General features: G+C 60.9%; 23 protein-coding genes and 3 tRNA genes. 9 read left to right on the top strand and 17 right to left on the bottom strand.

Features of this window, described 5'->3' with window-relative positions; genetic code table 11:
* Positions 1-49: 49 nt before the first annotated feature.
* Entirely contained in the window at positions 50-232 is a 183-nt protein-coding gene (locus HA052_RS06480; RefSeq protein ID WP_166451269.1) for a hypothetical protein, read from the top strand.
* Here HA052_RS06480 and HA052_RS06475 read toward each other — a convergent pair.
* A complete protein-coding gene (locus HA052_RS06475) occupies positions 229-1008 on the bottom strand; it encodes a DODA-type extradiol aromatic ring-opening family dioxygenase (protein ID WP_081551083.1) in 780 nt (259 codons plus the stop codon). The genes HA052_RS06480 and HA052_RS06475 overlap by 4 nt on opposite strands.
* A gap of 806 nt (positions 1009-1814) precedes the next feature.
* Positions 1815-2795 carry a recombination-associated protein RdgC gene (locus HA052_RS06470; RefSeq protein ID WP_166451268.1) on the bottom strand — a complete coding sequence of 327 codons (981 nt, stop codon included), beginning with the start codon at positions 2793-2795 and terminating at the stop codon, positions 1815-1817.
* Positions 2796-2889: 94 nt separating this feature from the next.
* On the opposite strand from HA052_RS06470, the gene HA052_RS06465 reads away from it, so the two are divergent.
* From HA052_RS06465 to HA052_RS06450, 4 genes are all read left to right on the top strand, one after another.
* Positions 2890-2966: transfer RNA gene (locus HA052_RS06465), tRNA-Pro, on the top strand.
* A gap of 80 nt (positions 2967-3046) precedes the next feature.
* A tRNA-Pro gene (locus HA052_RS06460) sits at positions 3047-3123 on the top strand.
* A 153-nt stretch (positions 3124-3276) separates the two neighbouring features.
* Positions 3277-3352 (top strand) — tRNA-Thr (locus tag HA052_RS06455).
* Between the two features lie 338 nt (positions 3353-3690).
* On the top strand, positions 3691-4443 hold the full coding sequence (locus HA052_RS06450; protein WP_081546035.1) for a class I SAM-dependent methyltransferase: 753 nt from the start codon (positions 3691-3693) through the stop codon (positions 4441-4443).
* Between the two features lie 145 nt (positions 4444-4588).
* Here the strand turns inward: HA052_RS06450 and HA052_RS06445 are convergent, their stop codons facing one another.
* Genes HA052_RS06445 through tadA form a run of 3 tightly spaced genes read right to left on the bottom strand, consistent with a single transcriptional unit; the run spans position 4589 to position 6430 of the window.
* Positions 4589-5002 (bottom strand): DUF2721 domain-containing protein, encoded by a 414-nt coding sequence (locus HA052_RS06445; RefSeq protein WP_019104308.1) that lies wholly within the window; start codon positions 5000-5002, stop codon positions 4589-4591.
* Positions 5002-5658, bottom strand: a complete 657-nt coding sequence (locus tag HA052_RS06440; protein WP_206118788.1) for a L,D-transpeptidase — start codon at positions 5656-5658, stop codon at positions 5002-5004. Before HA052_RS06440 ends, HA052_RS06445 begins: the two co-directional genes overlap by 1 nt.
* 4 nt (positions 5659-5662) lie before the next feature.
* Positions 5663-6430 (bottom strand): tRNA adenosine(34) deaminase TadA, encoded by a 768-nt coding sequence (tadA, locus tag HA052_RS06435; RefSeq protein ID WP_081546040.1) that lies wholly within the window; start codon positions 6428-6430, stop codon positions 5663-5665.
* A gap of 272 nt (positions 6431-6702) precedes the next feature.
* Here tadA and HA052_RS06430 point away from each other — a divergent pair, with 272 nt between their 5' ends.
* Positions 6703-7464 (top strand): hypothetical protein, encoded by a 762-nt coding sequence (locus HA052_RS06430; RefSeq protein ID WP_166451267.1) that lies wholly within the window; start codon positions 6703-6705, stop codon positions 7462-7464.
* On the opposite strand, the gene HA052_RS06425 is transcribed toward HA052_RS06430, so the two are convergent.
* From HA052_RS06425 to smpB, 7 genes are all read right to left on the bottom strand, one after another.
* Complete coding sequence (locus HA052_RS06425; protein WP_081546044.1) at positions 7465-7746, bottom strand: hypothetical protein; 282 nt, start codon at positions 7744-7746, stop codon at positions 7465-7467.
* The gene (locus HA052_RS06420) at positions 7743-8132 is read right to left on the bottom strand and encodes a phage holin family protein (RefSeq protein WP_166451266.1); all 390 of its coding nucleotides are present in this window, start codon (positions 8130-8132) and stop codon (positions 7743-7745) included. Before HA052_RS06420 ends, HA052_RS06425 begins: the two co-directional genes overlap by 4 nt.
* Before the next feature lie 3 nt (positions 8133-8135).
* Complete coding sequence (locus HA052_RS06415; protein WP_019103538.1) at positions 8136-8453, bottom strand: ElaB/YgaM/YqjD family protein; 318 nt, start codon at positions 8451-8453, stop codon at positions 8136-8138.
* A 137-nt stretch (positions 8454-8590) separates the two neighbouring features.
* The gene (locus HA052_RS06410; protein ID WP_166451265.1) at positions 8591-9898 is read right to left on the bottom strand and encodes an MFS transporter; all 1308 of its coding nucleotides are present in this window, start codon (positions 9896-9898) and stop codon (positions 8591-8593) included.
* A 242-nt stretch (positions 9899-10140) separates the two neighbouring features.
* The gene (gene guaA / locus HA052_RS06405; RefSeq protein WP_141111161.1) at positions 10141-11724 is read right to left on the bottom strand and encodes a glutamine-hydrolyzing GMP synthase; all 1584 of its coding nucleotides are present in this window, start codon (positions 11722-11724) and stop codon (positions 10141-10143) included.
* Positions 11725-11810: 86 nt separating this feature from the next.
* Positions 11811-12164 (bottom strand): hypothetical protein, encoded by a 354-nt coding sequence (locus HA052_RS06400; RefSeq protein WP_081546052.1) that lies wholly within the window; start codon positions 12162-12164, stop codon positions 11811-11813.
* Positions 12164-12619, bottom strand: coding sequence for an SsrA-binding protein SmpB (smpB, locus tag HA052_RS06395; RefSeq protein WP_081546054.1), 456 nt, complete (start codon positions 12617-12619; stop codon positions 12164-12166). Before smpB ends, HA052_RS06400 begins: the two co-directional genes overlap by 1 nt.
* A 205-nt stretch (positions 12620-12824) precedes the next feature.
* Between smpB and HA052_RS06390 the strand changes: the two genes are divergently transcribed.
* Both HA052_RS06390 and HA052_RS06385 read left to right on the top strand, forming a co-directional pair.
* Entirely contained in the window at positions 12825-13262 is a 438-nt protein-coding gene (locus tag HA052_RS06390; RefSeq protein WP_081546056.1) for a type II toxin-antitoxin system RatA family toxin, read from the top strand.
* Complete coding sequence (locus tag HA052_RS06385; protein WP_166451264.1) at positions 13255-13563, top strand: RnfH family protein; 309 nt, start codon at positions 13255-13257, stop codon at positions 13561-13563. The genes HA052_RS06390 and HA052_RS06385 overlap by 8 nt, the downstream gene beginning before the upstream one ends.
* A gap of 29 nt (positions 13564-13592) precedes the next feature.
* Here the strand turns inward: HA052_RS06385 and HA052_RS06380 are convergent, their stop codons facing one another.
* From HA052_RS06380 to pyrG, 5 genes are all read right to left on the bottom strand, one after another.
* Positions 13593-15401: a GGDEF domain-containing protein gene (locus HA052_RS06380; RefSeq protein ID WP_166451263.1), complete on the bottom strand. Its 1809-nt coding sequence runs from the start codon at positions 15399-15401 to the stop codon at positions 13593-13595.
* 79 nt (positions 15402-15480) lie between these two features.
* A complete protein-coding gene (gene ftsB, locus HA052_RS06375; RefSeq protein ID WP_019103546.1) occupies positions 15481-15771 on the bottom strand; it encodes a cell division protein FtsB in 291 nt (96 codons plus the stop codon).
* A gap of 4 nt (positions 15772-15775) precedes the next feature.
* Positions 15776-17059, bottom strand: a complete 1284-nt coding sequence (eno, locus tag HA052_RS06370) for a phosphopyruvate hydratase (protein WP_081546062.1) — start codon at positions 17057-17059, stop codon at positions 15776-15778.
* 81 nt (positions 17060-17140) lie between these two features.
* Positions 17141-17992 (bottom strand): 3-deoxy-8-phosphooctulonate synthase, encoded by an 852-nt coding sequence (kdsA, locus tag HA052_RS06365; RefSeq protein ID WP_081546064.1) that lies wholly within the window; start codon positions 17990-17992, stop codon positions 17141-17143.
* A complete protein-coding gene (pyrG, locus tag HA052_RS06360) occupies positions 17989-19635 on the bottom strand; it encodes a CTP synthase (RefSeq protein ID WP_166451262.1) in 1647 nt (548 codons plus the stop codon). The genes kdsA and pyrG overlap by 4 nt, the downstream gene beginning before the upstream one ends.
* Before the next feature lie 292 nt (positions 19636-19927).
* Between pyrG and rpmB the strand changes: the two genes are divergently transcribed.
* Positions 19928-20161: a 50S ribosomal protein L28 gene (gene rpmB / locus HA052_RS06355; protein WP_011137003.1), complete on the top strand. Its 234-nt coding sequence runs from the start codon at positions 19928-19930 to the stop codon at positions 20159-20161.
* Positions 20162-20193: the final 32 nt, after the last annotated feature.

Genomic DNA, 20193 nt, shown 5'->3' with positions numbered 1-20193 from the left:
CAGCCCTCGCGCCCCGGCTCCGGCCGGGGCGTTTTGCATGGGAGCGGATATGGATTTGATGCATTCCACCCTGTTCTGGGTGATCATCGCCGCCGCGCCTGCGGTGACGGCGCTGGGTATTCTGATCCGGTTGGCCAGGCGCGAGCCGCCGCCGGAGCTGCCGGCCGGCGTCAAGCCGCTGGCTTGGGACGATAAGGATCAAGACGACGATGCCGCGCCGCCGGGCGGCTAGTCGAAGCGCCAGCTAGCCATGGACAGATTGCCCATGCGCCAGTCGTCGTGCAGCTTGACGGCCTTGGCGCCGCGGCCGCCGGCTCCCAGAGCAATCCACAGGGGGGCGATATGTTCGTCGCTGGGGTGGTTGCGGCGCGCGTCGGGCGCCAGCCGCAGCCAGTCCGCCAAGGCTTCATGCGCTCCGGTCTCCAACTGCAAGTCCAGCCAATCGCGGAAGGCCAGCGCCCACGGCGCCGGTTCCGAGCCTTCCGGCGCCAGCGCGCGCAGATTGTGAGTATAGCTGCCGGAGGCGACGATCAGAACGCCCTCGTCGCGCAGCGGGCGCAGCGCTTCGCCTATGCGCATCAACTCGGATGCCGGCGCTTGATGCGGCAGCGACAGATTGACGATGGGAATATCCGCCTGTGGATACATCAGCATCAGAGGCGTCCAGGCGCCGTGATCCAATCCTCTCTGTTCGGTGCTCTGCGCCGGAAGACCGGCTGCGGCGAACAATTCATGCAGGCGCGCGCAGAGCGGCGCATCGGTGCGCGCGGGGTAGCTCAGGCGGTACAAGGCCTCGGGGAAGCCGTAGAAGTCGTGAATGGTTTCCGGATTGGGGTTGTGATTGACCACCAGGCCGCGAGTTTCCCAGTGCGCGGAAACGATGACGATGGCGCGCGGGCGGGGCAATTCCGTTCCCAGTCGGGAGATGAAGTGACGGCTTGGGCTGTCTTCAAGCACCAAGGTGGGGGCGCCGTGCGAGATGAACAGCGCGGGTAGGCGAGCGGTCATGGCTGAAGCTTTCATTCAAGAGATGCTTCAGCTTAAGCTACGCCGATTCTCTGATAAACCGCAGTTTATTGGTTTTATTGTTTACTATTTGGAAACAATTTAGCGATGAGGTGCCTGGGGGGAGGGGCGGGACTAACTTAATCCGGCAAGCAGAATGGCACAGCCTGCAATGAAGATGAGGAAGCCCGCGATGCGTCGCCAATTGCGCTTGTCTTGCCTGCTGGCTAGCGGCTGCCGCTTTAACCTTCTCAGCTGGTGTCGGTACATGGTCATTTGACGCTCCTGTATTTGAATGATAATCATTATTAATTAAATGTCAAAATAAACGCTCCATTGTGGAGCGGTCGGAGCAAAGGACGGCCTGCAATTGAGAGCCTGTTCAAAGTCTCGCGAGCTAGGGCGAGACAAGGCGAAAACGAGCGAAAAAGCGGAGTGTACAAGTGGTACATGAGCATTTGAAGCTTGTACTCCCCGTGCAAGGCTTCAAGAAGCGCAGCAGACTTTGAACAGGTTCTGAGAGGCGAGCCACGAAAAGCTGTGTATCTGTCAGGGGTTCTGTGCTTATTGCAGCCAGGCGAAGTTGGCGCACAATTCCAGCCAGAGCGCTTGCCAGTTAACGGGTTTCATCGGGATCTCCGTTACTTGATTGTCCACAGTATCGCTCAGCGATTTTTATTTGTGAAATTGATTGTTTTTCGTTTTTGCTTAGCCAATTGCTATGGGTGCGGCGCTCAAGAATGGAGGAGGGAGGCTGGGAGAGGAAAATACCGCCCCGTAAGAGCATTGCTTGCGGGGCGGAATGAGGATCAATCCCAGGGCACTTCCGCCGTGTTTTCATCTACGGCGGCGGGGGTGTTGTTCGTCACAGGAGCGGCTGTCGGGCTGGATGCTTCTTCCAATCCGCCCAGCGCGGCGACCAAAGCGTCCACCAGCTCGCCCAATTCTTCGCTCATCAGGGTGAAGGTGGCTTCGAACAGGCTTTCTCTATCATCGCCCGCCTGGCTGGCTTCATCCTGCAGCAGGTCCAGGAACTGCAGCCGCTTCAGCTGTAGCATATCGGTCAGCTGGAAGCGGATCTTTTCCTGCCAGATCAGGCCAACCCGGGTCACTTGCTTGCCGGTGGCGATGTGTTGGCGAATCTCGTCTGCGGTCAGATCGATGCGCGCGCAACGCACCACCGCGCCGTTTTCGCCGCTGTCCTTGAGCTCGCAGTCGGAATCCAGCTCAAAGCCGGCCGGCGCTTCACCGGCCGCCAGCCAGTCCGTCATCGCGGTATGTGGCGCGATCTTGGTGCGCGGTAGCGCGGCGGGGAAGGGGGGCAAGGCTTCGCGCAGCTTGGAGACCAGCGCCTCCGCCTTGCTGGCGGCGGCCGAATCCACCATCAGCCAGCCGCGGCGAGTGTCCAGATAGGCACTCATCCGGCTGCTGCGCACAAAGGCGCGCGGCAGCAGGTCGTCGGTGATCTGCTCTTTCAGCGCCAGCTTTTCCTTGCGGCCCACCTTGCGCAGTTCTTTGTCTTCGATCTCGGCGACTTTCAGCTCGACGAAATCGCGGATCACCGATGAGGGCAGCACTTTGTCCTCGCGGCGCAGCGACACCATCTGGCAGCCGCGCACTGCGTAAACCGGCGCGTCCAGATGGCCGGCGGCGGGCACCCAGCCCTCGCTGAACCAGTCCAGACCCATGCAGTGTTGGAATGGACGCTTTTCCAGCGCGGCGGAAAGCTGCTCGTTGTTGGGGGCGTCGTCTTGATTCAAACGGTAAAAAGATAGTTGCCTAAACCACATATTTGTTCCATAATGCGCGTCCTCTGATGCCACAGATTGTACCGCAGCCAAGACGGCAGCGGGGCGGTTTTCAGACAAGCTTTTAGATGGTCGTCGGAGTGTAGCTTAGCCTGGTAGAGCGCTACGTTCGGGACGTAGAGGCCGGAGGTTCGAATCCTCTCACTCCGACCAGTCAAATAGAAAAAGCTTGTCAGAAAACATCGGATGTAGTAAATTTCTGCTCCTCGGCGCTCTGCGCCGGAGGCAGTAAACGGAGTGTAGCTTAGCCTGGTAGAGCGCTACGTTCGGGACGTAGAGGCCGGAGGTTCGAATCCTCTCACTCCGACCAGATTCAAAACCCTGAATTCAAATCATTGAATTCAGGGTTTTTGCATTGGAGCGCGGATAAGTTAAATCGGATATTTGGAAATGACCGCCACCTCTTTTCAAATCGACGGAAACTGTTTATTATTACGCGCTCTGCTTCAGGGCGGAGTGATGTGCCGGTATAGCTCAGTTGGTAGAGCAGCGCATTCGTAATGCGAAGGTCGGGGGTTCGACTCCTCTTACCGGCACCACAATCCCGCTTCTGAACTGCAACTAGCCCGCTGACGCGGGCTTTTTGCATTTCCGACGGCCACAAGTTGTTGGTTTCTTCATTCCTGCCTGTTTCATTTCTGTCGGTGCGTTTTGAAAACCTGGCTGCGGATGCCGTCGCGACGGCTGGTGATTGCATGTCAATTATGATATAAGCATTTTATCGGTGGGCGCGTTGAATTCGCTCCCTTACCCGCGCCGCGGACGGCTTGAGAATGCGGCTGGGCTGAAATATATTGTGAACGTCTGTTATGACGAATGGACATGACGGTCTAGGCTGTCATCTAATGGAAAGCTACAGCAATTGTAGAGAGCAAACATGCTATCCAATTCCGTTGCTACTTTCAGCCTGTATTCGGATTTATATGCCCGGTTTCGTCCGGCTTATCCGGAGGCCTTGTATCAGTGGTTGTTGCCGCAGTGTCCCGAGCGTGAACGGGCCTGGGACTGCGCGACCGGCAACGGCCAGACCGCGGTGAGGCTGGGGGAGAGCTTCGCGCGGGTAGACGCCACCGATATCAGCTCCGCGCAACTGGGCCAGGCCGAGGCGCATAATCAGGTGTATTACCGGGAGTGTCCGGCCGAGGTCACGCCCTTTGACGACGCCGCTTTCGATCTGATCACGGTGTCGCAGGCGTTGCACTGGTTTCATTTCCCGTCGTTCTGGCCGGAGGTGGGAAGAGTGCTCAAGCCGGGCGGAGTATTCGCCGCCTGGGGCTATCATCTATGCCGGGTTTCCCCTGAGGTGGACCGCGCCGCGGCGATTTTGACTTCCATCATCGAGCCGTTCTGGTCCAGCCGCTGCCAGATTCTGTGGGACGGCTACAGCACGGCGGGCTGCCCGCTGCCTACGCTTGAAACGCCGGAGTTGGCGATTGGGTGCGATTGGACGCTGGAGCAATATCTGGGGTTTCTCAACACGCTTTCCGCCAGCAAGCTGTGCAAGCAGACTTTGGGCGAGCATGTGCTGGACGATGCCTCCGGCCGCATCGCCCGCGCTTGGGGCGATGGCGGGCAAGCACGCCAAGTCAGTATGCCGTTAAGTCTGCTGGTGGCACGGCGTCCAGTGTAAAGCCGTTCACGGTTTCGCGAGCAAGAGGGGGCAAGGCGAAAACAGCTGAAAGCGGAATGTTCAAGCGGCGCATGAGCATTTCGAAGTTGTTTTCAACCCCTTGTCTAACTATTCCGCCGCAGCGTGGCAGGCTTTGAACAGGTTCTTAGCGCCGCTTGTCGTATTCCGCTTGTAGATCGGACAGCAGGATGTTGAGCGCGTCCGACGAGCGCAGCAGCTCGATCAAGGACACCGCCAGCGAGCAGATCATGCACAGCAAGCTGATGCCGAAAGTCAGCTCCCCCCAGGCTTGCCAGCCGGTATAGACCTGAAACATCGCCACGGTGCATAGAAACAGGCTGGCGATGCCCAGGCATTGCATCCATTTGATCAAGGTGATGCGAGTGCGCAAATTGCCGATCTGGCGCAGGATTTTTGGATCCTGGCTGTCGCGGTACTCCTCATACAGGTTGCGAATGATGCCGGCCAGGCCGAGAAAGCGGTTGGTATAAGCCAGCAGCAGCAGGGAGATGGCGGGAAACAGCAGGGCGGGCGTGGTCAGGGTCAGCGCGGAATGCATCAGGCGTTCTCATCAATCAGGACATCAATGCCGTTGTCGGTGGCGTCGAACAGTTCGATTACGTCCGGGTTTTTCATGCGGACGCAGCCGAGGGAGCTGGGGGTGCCCCAGGGCACATGATCCCCGGCACCGTGAATGTAAATGGCTCGATTATAGCTGTCTACCTCGCCGCCTTGGTTCTTTCCCGGCTCTTCGCCGCACAGCCACAGGATGCGGGTGAGGATCCAGTCCTTGTTCGGGTACTGAGCGTGCAGTTCCGACGTGTACTTCCAGGGCGTCACTTTACGGCGAAAAATAATGGTGTTGGCCTCTACGCCGGCGCCGATGCGCTCGCAGACCCGGTGCCAGCCGCGCGGCGTCTGGTAGCTGCCGCTAACTTCTCCCACGCCGTTGCGCGCGGTGGATACTTGGTATTCGCGCTGCAGCAGCCCCCAGCCGTCGTAACGGCGCAGGGTCTGGCTGCGCACGCCAACCAGAATCCATGGCGTGCCGTAATGGCGAGGATTGGGGTGGGTGTCCAGCAAGGGCGCGGCGGTTTGCTGGCTAGCGGCGAAGGCAGCCGCCGCCAGCGGATCCATTATTAGCGAGGCGTCATCTTCCATGTCCACGGCGAAAGCGGACGCGCTCAGGGATAGGGCGAGCATCAGTCGCAGCATGGCATCAGCCTTTCCGACGGGTTTGGAAAAACGCCGTCAACGGTTGCGCGCAGGCGTCCGCTTGCTGTTTGCCGAACACCGCGGCGTGATGATTGAGACGGCTGTCGGCGAAAACGTCCAGCACGCTGCCGGCGGTGCCGGTCTTGGCGTCGGGCGCGCCGTAAATCACGCGAGCGATGCGAGCGTGCATGATGGCACCGCTGCACATCAGGCAAGGTTCCAGCGTCACGTATAGATCGCAGCCGTCCAGGCGGTAATTGCCCAACAGGCCGGCCGCGTCGCGCATGGCCATGATTTCGGCGTGGGCGCTGGGGTCGTGTCGGCCTATAGGTTGATTGTAGCCGCGTCCAATCACTTCGCCTTGTCGGACAACCACTGCGCCCACCGGAATCTCGCCTTCCAGGCCGGCTTGGGCGGCCAGTTCCAGGGCTTGGGTCAGATGGCGGGCGATTTCGGAGTCGGACGGCGGGGCGGCCACGGGCGGGTGCGCGGCGAGCTGTCGCAGCAAGGCGTCTTTAGCCTCGTCCTCAAGCTGGTTCCAATGAATGCCGCGGCAGGCGGCTTCCAGCGCGAACAGCAGTTTGCGGGTGGCGGTGCGTCCGAGGCTTTTCAATTGCAAGAAAGCCAGGACGGAGCCGCGTTGTCGCAGGGCGTCTGTGTCGATAATGCCGATTTCGGCGAGCCAGGCGATGGCCGCGGGCGGCAGAGGAGGCGAGGCCAGCGGCGAGCTGCTCGCGATGGTTTCTGCGGGCGGGACGGGTTTGTCTTGCATGATGTCGATTTTAGCGTAAAGAAATCCCTTACACGGTCGATAGAATGTCATAACCATAGGTTTTTTCTTATATGTCCGTGATAAAGCCCTACTCAGCCTCTTATGCGCTCTCTCAGGCCAAGCGGCCTGCCGGCGGCGCGACGCAAGCTTCTGCCGCCGAGTCCGCGCAGGTCCGGGCTGCCGTCGAAAATCCCTCTCCCTGGCCGACTAGTCCGGCGCAACAGGCGCGTCAGCAGTTGCAATCCTCTTTGCAGCAAAGCTTGGGTAAATTCATGCAGCAATTGAAAGTGACTTTGCGGCCATTGCCCAAGCGTTCGCCCGAAGTGGATGGCATGCAAAAGGAGATGCTGAAGAAGAAGGTGGACATGCTGCTGAAGATGGCGCAGATGGCGGGCCGAGACAAGGCAAGCTTGAAAGCGTTGGCGGCGGAACTGGCCCGCGCGGTCAAGGAGTTGAAACAGTTAGTGGCCAGCATGACGCAAAACGCAGCCGATTCCATGATGTCGGTGAGCGTGGGCGGCGATGCGGCGGCGGCAAGCGCGGCCGCCTCGGATGCGGCCGTGCCCGAGCCGCCGGACGCCGGCGGAGACGCGTCCGGCGCCGCGGCCCAGGTTCAGGCTCAAGCCGCCGCGGCGGAGGACGAGACGCGGCAGGCTAAGGACGGGGAGGGGGAAGCGTCCTCGGCCGCCGACGCGCACGGCGACGCGGCTGTCGCCAACGGCGACAAGAACGCGGGAGGCGTGGCTCGCGACGATGGCGCCGCGCCGCGGACGAGGGGCGGCAATCCGGTGGCGGGAGACCCTGTGATTCAGGACATCATGATGAAGCTGAAGCAGCTGCAAAACTGGCTCAAGCAGCAGACGCGCCAGCTGCAAGCGGATCAGGAACTCCGGAAGATGATCAAGGAGATGGACAAGGATATGGCCGGTATCGAGAAGATGCTGGCGACAGGGGAAATCGCGGAGAACGGAGAAATGGACGTCCAGGTCCACGTTGAGGCAGAGGCCGGCGGGGGCGTGAACGTCCAGGCTTGATCAGCGGTTGCGCCAGAGCCGGCGTCCCAGTTGCCACAGCGCCCATAGCCGCGCGCCGTTGCCAAGCCAGGATTGCAGTCGTCCGCCGGGCGGCAGCAGGCTGCCAAGCGTGGCCAGAATTTTGCCGAGGCCGCGCTGCCGGCTCCAGGCTTTCAGACCTTCCCCGGCTACGCCTAGAGGATGGCGCCGCAGAGTGCCCAATTCCAGGCGCAGTTTCACTCTGAGCGCTTCGCCCTTCATCACCAGCAACTGTTTCTTGATGGCGCGGTCCCTTGGGTTCACGGAGCGTCTCCTCCACCCAGAGCCGCCCAGTCCTTGCGCACTTCTTCCAAGGTGGTGGCGAAGGCGGGTCCTTGGTCGCGAAGGCGTCTGCGTAAGCTGAAGCCCAACCAGACGCCGGCGCCGCAGAACAACAGCGCGCAAGCGGCGAGGACCCAGGCACGCTGAGCCGGCGGAGTCAGCGTCCAGACCAACAGCAGCCCGGCCGTCAGGCCTACGGCGATGAGGATCAGCGCCAGCATGCCGGTGAACAGGCTGCCGATGATGTCGTCTTTCAGCTCCTGGGCTTCAAGCGACAGCAACTCCGCTCGGGTCAGCAGTAGGGAAACCACCCCGCCGGCGAAGGAGCGCAGGCTGCCGGGACGGGGCGGGGGTTGGCGTTGCGGCATGCCTTAGCGGCGGGAAACCAGCATGCCCAGCAGGAAGGCGACGCCGGCGGCGATGCCGATCGATTTCCACGGGTTTTCATGCACGTATTGGTCTGTCGCCTTGGCGGCGACCTTGGCCTTGCCGACCACCACTTGTTCGGCGTCCAGCAACTTGGCCTTGGCCACTTTTAGTTTCTCGCTGACGCGCTGGCGGATTTCCTTGCTTTTCTGGCTGCCGTCGTCCAGCGAGGCGTCGATCAGCTCTTCGGTGCTGACCAGAACCTGGCGCACGTCATCCAGTAATTGTTCTTTTTCCTTGGCGATTGCAGCGGCATTGGACATAAAGATCTCCTGGTGAAAGTGAAATGGGAACTCCGCGAGGGCACGACTCTCGCGGTGCAGCAATCAAGCTGGCTACCATGAACCTATCAGGCTGGGCCAATGACGTCAAACACTGGATTTCACCGGTTTCGCCTGCGTCAAATCCGGCTGTAGGCTACGTTTTCCCAATGTGGAACGCGAGGCGCGCGGAAGCGGCTGGCCGCGAACAGGCCCACGCCGCCCATGGCCAGGCTGAACCAGGCTGAGACCCAAGGGCTCCAAGGGGCGGCGGCGATCAGCAGCAGCGGTGCGGCGCTGGCCCATAGCGAATAGGCGATGTTGTAGGTGACGGCGATGCCGGAGACGCGGATATCCGCGGGAAACAGACTGATCATCGCCGAGGGCACCACGCCGACGATGCCGCAGCACAGGCCTGCGACAGCGTAGGCGACGCCGGGCCAGCGCCAGCCGCCGATCAGGCTGGCGTAGAGCAGGCCGACGCCCACGGGCAGCAGCAGGCTGTAGAGGATCAGGCTGCGCAATGGACCGACGCGGTCTGTGATGCGACCGGCGATCACGCAGCCGATGTTCAGAAACACGATGCCGAGGCTGCCTAGCGCGAAGGCGTCCTTGGCCGGCCAGGCGAAGTGTTGTTGCAGCAAAGTGGGCGTGACCACGACCGGGATCACGACGGCCGAGGTCAGCACGCAGGTCAGCAGCGCGGCCGGCAGTAGAGTGCTCCGGTGCGAGCGCAGCACTTCCAACAACGGGTAGGCGCGCTCCTGCCGCTGAGAGCGCAGGGACAGGAACACCGGCGTTTCATTCAGCCAGCGGCGAAGCCAGACGCCGAACAGGCCCAGCGGGCCGCCGAGCAAAAACGGAATGCGCCAGGCGTAGTCCTGCATTTGCTGCGGGCTGAAAACTTCGGCCAGCAGGGTGGCGGTCAGCGCGCCCAGCAGATAGCCCATGGTCAGGCCGGCTTGCAACAGGCCCAGCGCGTAGCCGCGATGGCGCGCCGGCGCGTGTTCGGCGACAAAGGTCCAGGCGCTGGGCACCTCGCCACCCACCGCCGCGCCTTGCAGCAGCCGTAGGCATAAGAGCATCAGCGGCGCCAGATAGCCGATTTGGGCGTAGGTGGGCAGCAGGCCGATCAGCAGACAAGGGCCGGCCATCATCAGCATGCTGAGACTGAACATGCGCTTGCGACCCAGGCGGTCTGCAAAGTGAGCCATCAGCATGCCGCCCAGCGGGCGAGCCAGATAGCCAGTGGCGAAAATACCGAAGGTTTGCAGCAAGCGCAGCCATTCCGGCATCTGCGGCGGGAAGAACAGGTGGCTGAGCGTGGCCGCGAAGAAGGCGAAGACGATGAAGTCGTAGATTTCTAGCGCGCCGCCCAATGCGGCCAGTCCCAGGGTGCGGTAGTCGGTGCGTGAAAGTGCGGAGGCAGGCGTGGAGATGGCGTTCATGAGGGTTTTGGGATGGCGGCGGAGGAGAGGCTGGAGTCGGATTCAATGCGCGCCGACGGCGGCTAGTCGGGGGGCTCGGATCTGCTTAAGGCAATGCGAATATGGCGGTATGGCAAACATGCCGCCAGTTTAGCGCGTGTCGGGAAATGTGGCGATAGTCAATTGCATTTTAACGGCATAAATTATGGCGGGCGCGGGCAAGAAAAAACCCCGGCGCCGGGCCGGGGTTGATAGAAGGGCGTTTATTCCCACTCAATCGTTGCCGGCGGCTTGCCCGACACGTCGTAGACCACGCGGTTGATGCCCTTTACCTCGTTGATGATGCGGTTGGACGCGCGGCCCAGCAGGCTGTATGGCAGCTCCGCCCAGTGGGCGGTCATGAAGTCGCTGGTGACCACGGCGCGCAGCGCGACGACGTAATCGTAAGTGCGGCCGTCGCCCATCACGCCCACCGATTTCACCGGCAGGAACACGGCGAAGGCCTGGCTGGTCAGCTCGTACCAGTTCTTGCCGGTCTTCTCGTCCACGGTATTGCGCAGTTCTTCGATGAAGATGGCGTCGGCCTGGCGCAGCAGGTCGGCGTATTCTTTCTTCACTTCTCCAAGGATGCGCACGCCCAGGCCCGGGCCCGGGAAGGGGTGGCGGTAGACCATGTCGTGCGGTAGACCGAGCGCGACGCCCAACTGGCGCACTTCGTCCTTGAACAGCTCGCGCAGCGGCTCCAGCAGCTTGAGGTTCATGTCTTCCGGCAGGCCGCCCACATTGTGGTGGCTCTTGATGGTGTGGGCTTTCTTGGTCTTGGCGCCGGCGGATTCGATCACATCCGGGTAGATGGTGCCTTGAGCCAGCCATTTGGCGTTGCTGAGTTTGCCGGATTCGCGGTCGAACACTTCGATGAATTCCGCGCCTATGATCTTGCGCTTCTTCTCCGGATCGCTCTCGCCGGCGAGCTTGCTCATGAAGTCGGCTTCCGCCTGCACGTGAACCACTTTCACGCCCAGGTTCTGCGCGAACATTTCCATCACCATCTTGCCTTCATTCAGGCGCAGCAGGCCGTGGTCGACGAAGACGCAGGTCAGTTGCGGACCGATGGCGCGATGGATCAGCGCAGCGGCTACCGAGGAGTCCACGCCGCCGGACAGTCCGAGGATGACTTCTTCATCGCCCACTTGTTCGCGGATCTTCTTCACCGCTTCGTCGATGTAGTTGGGCATGGTCCAGCTGGGCTTGCAGCCGGCTACGTGCAGCACGAAACGATGAATCATTTCGGTGCCGCGTTTGGTGTGGGTCACTTCCGGATGGAACTGCACGCCGTAGAGGCCGCGGCTTTCGTCAGCCATGGCTGCGATCGGGCAGGACGGGGTTTCGGCGATGAGGTTGAAGCCCGGCGGCAGGCCGGTGACCTTGTCGCCATGGCTCATCCAGACGTCGAGGTAGCCGTTGCCGGCGTCGTCCACCTGATCTTGCAGGCCTTCCAGCAGCTTGGAGTGGTGGCGAGCCTTGATCTGGGCGTAGCCGAACTCGCGCTTGTCGCCGGCTTCCACTTTGCCGCCGAAGGTCTGGGCCATGAACTGCATGCCGTAGCAGATGCCCAGCACGGGAACGCCAAGTTCGAACAGCGCCGGATCGGCCTGGTAGTCGGATTCGTACACCGAGTTCGGGCCGCCGGAGAGGATGATGGCTTTGGGCGCGAAGGCGCGGATTTCTTCCAGCGGCATGTCAAACGAATGAAGCTCACAGTAAACGTGAGCTTCGCGTACGCGGCGGGCAATCAGTTGGGTGACCTGAGAGCCGAAATCGAGAATGAGGACTTTGTCCATGCCTATCCTTCAGGAAATGTTGTGGGCCGTGCGGCCATGATGATTGAGATTGTGTCGCAGGAGACTGAGCGCGCGGCGGCCCAGGCCTGATTTCATTGTTCGCCGTCCCTCGACGGCAGCCGGAACCGGCGGCTGCGTTCCGGCACGTGCTCGCTGCGGGCCAGCAGCATCAGCAGGCCGGCGACGATCATGCCGAAGGACAGCAGATGGCTGGGGCGTAGGCCCAGATTGTCGTAGAGGTAGATCGCGCCGCCGGCGTAGACCAGCAGCGGGCTGGTGACCAGGGTGGATTTGTTGAAACCGTCCACGACGAACAGCAAGACTCCGGCGGCGGCCAGAAGCAAGGCGAGCAGGGTGGATGTGTTGGGCAGCAGCGAGGTACTTTTCAGGAACCAGACCGATCCCAGGCAAATCAGCACGATGGGCAAAGCCGCGCTGCGGTTCATCAGGCGGCTCCACGCTGGTTTTTCATGAAGCGCTGCTTCTCGCGCTGCCATTCGCGGTCTTTTTCAGTGTCGCGCTTGTCGTGCAGCTTCTTGCCTTTGGCCAGACCCACTTCCACCTTGATGTTGCCGCGAGTGTAGTGCAGGTCCAGCGCCATCATGGTGTAGCCGGCGCGTTCCACCTTGCCGATGAAGCGGTTGATCTGCTCTTGGGACAGCAACAGTTTGCGCGGACGCACCGGATCGGCTTTGACGTGGGTGGACGCGGATTGCAGCGGCGTGATGTGGCAGCCGATCAGCCAGAACGCGCCGTTTTTCCAATCCACGTAGCTTTCCTTCAGTTGGACGCGGCCGGCGCGGATGGCCTTGACCTCCCAACCTTCCAGCACGAGCCCGGCTTCGAGCTTTTCCTCGATGAAGTAGTCGTGGAAGGCCTTGCGGTTCTGGATGATGCTCATGTCGCCTACGGGATATTTTTTGAATGAATCCTCTATTGTATCAGAAGCGGGCTGCTTGCCAAAGCCATGAAAACACAGCGCTTTGGCGTGAAGCCGGGATGCGGCCGGGTAGGGTGCGCCGGATTTTGTTAAACTTGCGGTTTTTACCGATGCCGACGATTTCCCGGCCAGGGACGGGGCAGCGGAGACGATAAGCGAGCGATGGATGCAGGTGGTTGAAAAAAGCGTGTTGGTGGCGCATACGCCGGCGCAGATGTTTGCGCTGGTGGATGATATCGAGCATTACAGCCGGTTCCTGCCCTGGTGCGGCAAGGCCGAGGTGTTGTCGCGCGAGGGCGATCAGGTGGTGGCCAGCTTGCACATCGATTACCTGAAGGTGAAGCAGCACTTCACCACTCGCAACACCAATCAAGCGGGCGAGGCCATTCTGATGGAGTTGGTGGATGGTCCGTTCGAGCATTTGGAGGGGCGCTGGCGTTTCATGCCTCTGGGCGAGATCGGCTGCAAGGTGGAGTTCCGGCTCAGCTATCAGTTTTCCAGCAAGATACTGGAAATGATCATCGGCCCTGTGTTCGGACATATTTCAGGCACGCTGGTGGACGCCTTCATCAAGGAAGCGGACAAGGTGTACGGCGATGACTGAAGCTTTGCAGGTGGAAGTGGCGTTGGCGCTATCAGAGCGTCAGGAACTGGTGGTTTTGCGGGTGGCGCCGGGCACAACGGCGCGTCAGGCGGTGGAGCAGTCCGGCTTGCTGGCGCGCCTCCCAGAATCGGCGGCGGAGAGTTTGAAACTGGGTGTTTTCGGCAAGGCGGTCAAAGACGATGCGCCGCTGCGCGAGCACGACAGGGTGGAGATTTACCGCCCCTTGATCGCCGACCCCAAGACGGTGCGGCGTCAACGCGCCGAGGCCGGAAAACAGACGAAAAAAGGCGGCGGAAGCTAGCCGCCGCCGAGAGGATGTCTAAACGCGGTTTATAGCTGCGGCGCCATCAGAGACGGCGGCTGCTCCTCCGCCGAGTGCACGCGGTTCTTGCCGTTGAGTTTGGCTTGATACATGGCTTGGTCGGCGCGTTCCAGCACGTCGGCCTCTTGCTCGCCCAAATGCCATTTGGCCACGCCGGCGCTGAAGGTGATCAGCAGGCGGTCGTTGTTGGCCAAGAAAAAGGTCTTGGTGAGTTCACGCTGCAGCCGCTGCACGGTGGCGACGGCTTCTTCCTCCGGCGTGTCCGGCATCAGGATCACGAATTCCTCACCGCCGAAGCGGGCGACGATGTCGGCCGGGCGCAGGCTGTGCTTGATGGTGTCCACCAGGTATTTCAAGGCGTCGTCGCCGGCCAGGTGGCCGTATTTGTCGTTCAGCTGCTTGAAGTTGTCCACGTCGAGCAGGGCGACCGATAGCGGCGCGCCAGTGCGCTCCGCGCGGCTGATTTCGCGCTGGAAATGCTCCGCCAGGCCGCGACGGTTGAAGGCGCCGGTCAACTGATCTTCGCGTACCTTGGCGCTGGCGGCCTCCAGCGCGGTCTCCAGTTCGGCGATTCTTTGTTCGGCGGCTTCCACCTGCTCCTTGGCGGACAACAGTTCGTCGCGGGAGCGGGTCAGGTCCAGTTGCATCAGCGAGGTGTCTTCCATTAGGGAGCCGATGATGCTGCCAAGCTCCTCGACGTTCTGCGACTGTTTGATGCGGGTGCTGTGGTCCTTGATCTTGTTCTGGAAGTCGTCGGTGCTGTCCGTCATCATCGCCAAGCGCGAGATGAAGCGGTCCAGCAAGGAGCGCAGCGAGCTGGCCGCCTCGTCCAGCGAGGTTTTCAGTTGGCCTTGCTTGCGGATTACGTCCTTGAGACTGGACTCCATTTGGTAGACTTGCTGCATGGACAGCGGCTCATGGCTGAGGATGTCCTGCAGCGAATGAACCTGGCCCACCAGGTAGATGTCCGTGTGGTTGAGCTCGGCGATGTTTTCCAGCAGCAGACGCAGCAGGTTGGTCATCGCCGACACCAAGCGGTCGTCTTGCTGCGATTGCAGCTCCAGCTTGATCATGAAGGCCCGCAGCTTGGGCATGTAGGCGTTGAGCGTGGCGTCATCGGCCACCTGATTCAGTTCGCCCAGCAACGCTTCCAGCGCGTCCACCAATTCCGGATAGTTGATCAGGCGCGGCTCCAGGCCGTGCTTAAGCGCGAAGCTCAGCGTGCGTTGCCAGGCCAGCCAGCTGTCGCTGGGCGCGTCGGCGCCGTCTTCGTCGAGGCCGGCTGCCGGAACGGGAGAGTCGGAGCTTGCCGCGCCGTTGCTGTTGGACGGCGGCGCGGACTGAGTCCAGTTCTGGATCAGCGTGGCCAGTTTCTGGTTCAATTCGTCCGGCTGGTTGCCGTAATTGATCAGCACCCGTTCCAGCGTGGACTGCTTGTGGTGCTGCGGCATATTGGGCAGCCGCAGATCCCAGTTTCGGATCAGATTTTGGATCAGCGTGCCCCAACTATGCTGCTGCTGACTGGCGCTGAGAGAGGCGCGCAGAAAGTCGATGATCAGTTGCGGAGCTTGTTCCCAGCGATTTTCGTCGCAGACTTGCTTGAGGCGGGTAAGAGTGACTTTGGCCTGCACGCTTTCCTGGGGCAGGGTTTCCAGTGCGCGCAGCAACAACACGGCAAGCTTGTTGTCGCGATCGACCGGCGTTTGCGTCAGCTCGTGATAGACCCGCTCAAAGTTTTCCGGCGTCGGCAACAGCTTGCGCACCGTCAGCTGTTTGAGCGTTTCTCGTGCGACTTCGATGGGGTTTTGTGTTGTCATTGCCCAAACCTTGGACTTTTTTAGACCGGACGTCATTCTTGTTGTCTGTTCAGCTCTACAGTGCGGTCCGGGCGGATATTTAGCGAGGCGTTGGCTTCACCGGATCCAGCAATTGGAAAAATACTTCACCATTCCGAATCATGCCAAGTTCATTGCGGGCTCTCTCCTCAATGGCGTCCGTCCCCTGTTTCAAATCACGCACTTCCGCGTCCAGCGCGGCGTTGCGGGCCACCAGCTTTTGGGTGGTCGCCCGCTGTTCCTGTAGTTGCTTGTCCAGCTGCCAGACTCTGAGCCAGCTACCTTTTCCAAACCACAACGGCCATTGCAAGGCCAGTATTACTGTCACCAGAGTCAGGGTCAGCCAGCGCATACGATTACTTCAGGTGGTAAAAGGCAGCTTTGCCCGGGTAGTAGGCGGCGTCGCCCAGTTCTTCTTCGATGCGCAGCAACTGATTGTATTTTGCCATGCGGTCGGAGCGAGACAGCGAGCCGGTCTTGATCTGCATGCAGTTGGTGGCAACGGCCAGATCCGCGATGGTGCTGTCTTCGGTTTCGCCAGAGCGATGGCTCATAACGCTGGTATAGCGGGAACGCTTGGCGAGATCAACCGCTTTCAGCGTTTCCGACAGCGTGCCGATCTGGTTGACCTTGACCAGCAGCGAGTTGGCGAGGCCGCCTTCGATGCCCTTGGCCAGGATCTTGGGGTTGGTGACGAACAGGTCGTCGCCGACGATCTGCACGCGGGAGCCCAGGCGCTCGGTCAGCAGCTTCCAGCCGTCCCAGTCGTGCTCGCTCATGCCGTCTTCGATCGACAGGATCGGGTAGTTGTTGACCAGGGTTTCCAGGTAGTCGGTGAACTGCTCGGAAGTGAGCTGCAAGCCTTCGGCGGTCAGGTGGTACTTGCCGTCCTTGTAGAATTCGGAGGAGGCGCAGTCCAGCGCCAGCATCACGTCCTGGCCGGCCACGTAGCCGGCGGCGTCGATGGCTTCCAGGATCAGTTTGATCGCGTCTTCATGGCTATTCAGGTTGGGCGCGAAGCCGCCTTCGTCGCCCACGGTGGTGGCGTAGCCTTTTTGATCGCAAATCTTCTTCAGGCTGTGGAAGATTTCCGCGCCGCAGCGCAGCGCTTCGCGGAAGGTTTGCGCGCCCACCGGCATGATCATGAATTCCTGGATGTCCAGGGTGTTGTTGGCGTGGGCGCCGCCGTTGATCACGTTCATCATCGGAACCGGCAGGGCCATCGGGCCTGCGCCGCCCAGATAGCGGTACAGCGGCAGGCCTGCGTCTTCGGCTGCGGCGCGGGCCACCGCCATGGACACGGCCAAGAGCGCGTTGGCGCCGAGGCGGGATTTGGTTTCGGTGCCGTCCAGTTCGATCAGGGTCTTGTCGATGAAGGCCTGGTCGCTGGCGTCGAGGCCGATGATGGCTTCGCAGATTTCGGTGTTGATGTTTTCCACCGCCTTCAACACGCCCTTGCCCAGATAGCGGCTTTTATCGCCGTCGCGCAGTTCCAGTGCTTCTTTTTCGCCGGTGGAGGCGCCGCTGGGCACCGCCGCGCGGCCCATGACGCCGGACTCCAGCAATACGTCTGCTTCCACGGTCGGATTGCCGCGCGAATCCAGAATCTCACGAGCTACCACATCGATGATCGAACTCATTTACATTTCCTTCAAAGGCTGGTTGTGTTCGGGCGGAGGGCAAGCAACCGGCCGGAGCCGGTTGCGATCTGCGCCTGCCGGTTACAGGGTGTGTTCCGGCAAAGGATTATGCTTGACCAACTCGTCCAGCGCCTTGAGCGTGGTCAGCAGTTCCTTCATGCGCGGCAAGGGCCAGGCGTTGGGGCCGTCGGACATTGCGCAGGCCGGGTCCGGATGGGTTTCCATGAAGATGCCGGCGATGCCGGACGCCACCGCGGCGCGCGCCAGCACCGGCACGAATTCGCGCTGGCCGCCGGAAGAGGTGCCTTGGCCGCCGGGCAGCTGCACCGAGTGGGTGGCGTCGTAAACCACCGGGCACTGGGTGTCGCGCATGATCATCAGCGAACGCATGTCGGATACGAGGTTGTTGTAGCCGAAGGACACGCCGCGTTCGCAGGCCATGAAGCTGTCCGGTTCGAGGTTGGCCTCTTGCGCGGCGGCGCGGGCCTTGTCGATCACGTTCTTCATGTCGCCAGGAGCCAGGAACTGGCCCTTCTTGATGTTTACCGGCTTGCCGCACTGGGCGACGGCGCGGATGAAGTCGGTTTGGCGGCACAGGAAGGCGGGCGTTTGCAACACGTCGACTACGCTGGCGACTTGCACGATTTCATTTTCGCTGTGCACGTCGGTCAGCACGGGCACGCCGATCTGGCGTTTCACTTCCGAGAGGATGCGCAGGCCTTCATCGATGCCGAAACCGCGGAAGGAGGAACCGGAGGAACGGTTGGCCTTGTCGTAGCTCGATTTGTAGATGAAGTTGATGCCCAGCTCTGTGGTGATTTCCTTGAGCTGACCGGCGGTGTCCAGCGCCATCTGTTCGCTCTCGATCACGCAGGGGCCTGCGATCAGGAACAGCGGCTGGTTGAGGCCGACTTCGAATCCGCACAGTTTCATGCCTTGGGTCCTTGCTTGTCCGCTTGGTATTGCAGCGCCGCTTTCACGTAGGAGATGAACAGCGGGTGGCCGTCGCGCGGAGTCGAGGTGAATTCCGGGTGGAACTGGCAGGCGAAGAACCAGCGGTGCTTGGCCAGCTCTATGGTTTCGACCAGCTTCTCATGGCCGGCGGAGCGGCCGCTGATGGTCAGGCCGGCCTGTTCCAGGCGCGGAATATAGTAGTTGTTGACTTCGTAGCGGTGGCGATGACGCTCTACGATCTCGCCGCCGCCGTAGATCTTGGCCGCCAGGGACTCCGGAACCAGGTCGCACTGCTGGCCCCCCAGGCGCATGGTGCCGCCCAGATTGGAGTTTTCGTCGCGCTTTTCCACCTTGCCGTCGTGGTTGACCCATTCGTCGATCAGCGCCACTACGGGGAAATCGGTGTCGAGGTCGAATTCAGTGGAGTTGGCGCCGGCCATGCCGGCCACATCGCGGGCATACTCGATCAGCGCGATCTGCATGCCCAGGCAGATGCCCATGTAGGGGATATCGTTTTCACGGGCGAATTTGACCGCTTTGATCTTGCCTTCCACGCCGCGCTTGCCAAAGCCGCCCGGCACCAGGATCGCGTCCATGTCCTTCAGCGAATCGGCGCCGTCGCGTTCGATTTCCTCGGAGTCCACGTAGATGATGTTGACATTGGTGCGGGTGTGGATGCCTGCGTGCTTCAGCGCTTCGGTCAGCGACTTGTAGGACTCGGTCAAGTCAACGTATTTGCCGACCATGGCGATGTTGATGCTGTGGTCCGGGTGTTCGATCGCGTCGATGATGCGAGTCCATACCGCCAGGTCCGCCTTGGGCAGATCCAGTTGCAGGTGTTCGGCGATGATGTTGTCGATGCCTTGTCCATGCAGCATGGCCGGCACCTTGTAGATGGAGTCGGAGTCGTAACAGCCGATCACGGCGTTTTCCTCCACATTGCAGAACAGCGCGATCTTGCGCTTTTCATCTTCCGGCAGCTCGCGGTCCATCCGGCACAGCAAAATGTCCGGCTGGATGCCAATCTCGCGCAACTCCTTCACCGAGTGCTGGGTCGGCTTGGTCTTGATCTCGCCGGCGGTGGCGATGTAGGGCACGTAGGACAGGTGCACGTACAGAGTGTTCTTGCGGCCCAGGTTGGAGCGCATCTGGCGGATGGCTTCCAGGAAGGGCAGCGATTCGATATCACCCACGGTGCCGCCGATCTCGACGATGGCGACATCGGCGTCGGCCGCGCCTTCGTTCATCTTCAGCTTGATCTCGTCGGTGATGTGCGGAATCACCTGCACGGTGCCGCCCAGGTAGTCGCCGCGGCGCTCCTTGGTGATCACGGATTCGTACACCTGGCCGGTGGTGAAGTTGTTGCTTTTCTTCATCTTCGCGTGGATGAAGCGCTCGTAGTGGCCCAGATCGAGGTCGGTTTCCGCGCCGTCTTCGGTGACGAACACCTCGCCGTGCTGGAACGGGCTCATGGTGCCCGGATCAACGTTGATGTAGGGATCGAGCTTCAGCATGGTGACTTTCAGCCCGCGAGACTCGAGGATGGCGGCGATGGACGCAGCGGCAATGCCCTTACCCAGGGAGGACACCACACCGCCGGTTACGAAGATGTACTTGGTCATGAGATTACGGCTCTATGGGAATCCGGGATTCTACCCTGAAATCGTTGCGATTTGAATCGCTTCGAACCATGTTGTTGCAAGCGGCTGTGCCGTCCGCTCGCGTCGGCCGCCGGCTGCGTCGGCCTGTTTGGCAAATAAGTGCTCGCATCTCTGTGGCGAATACGGTACAATTGCCGCCGACTGTTTCATACACGATCGCGCCCATGCTGTTTAAAGGGTGCGTTTTCTGCTTGAGTGTCTGGCTTTGTCTATGATATAAAGCCAGCTTTTACCGGTTTTGGGAGTGTTCAACATGGCGCGTGTTTGCAAAGTCACCGGCAAGCGTCCGATGACCGGGAACAATGTTTCCCACGCCAACAATAAGACTAAACGTCGTTTTCTGCCTAACCTGCAATATCGCAAGTTCTGGGTTGAAAGCGAAAACCGCTGGGTGCGTCTGCGCGTATCCAACGCGGCACTGCGTACCATCGACAAAGTTGGCATCGATGTAGTGCTGGCTGATCTGCGCGCTCGCGGCGAGATCTGATTGCGGTCAACCAGAAAGCTACTGAGGTAATA

The sequence above is a fragment of the Chromobacterium fluminis genome (assembly GCF_011602385.1).
Taxonomy (GTDB): domain Bacteria; phylum Pseudomonadota; class Gammaproteobacteria; order Burkholderiales; family Chromobacteriaceae; genus Chromobacterium; species Chromobacterium fluminis.
The sequence above is the reverse complement of the archived record's forward strand: the minus strand, read 5'-3'. Positions and strand labels throughout refer to the sequence as shown.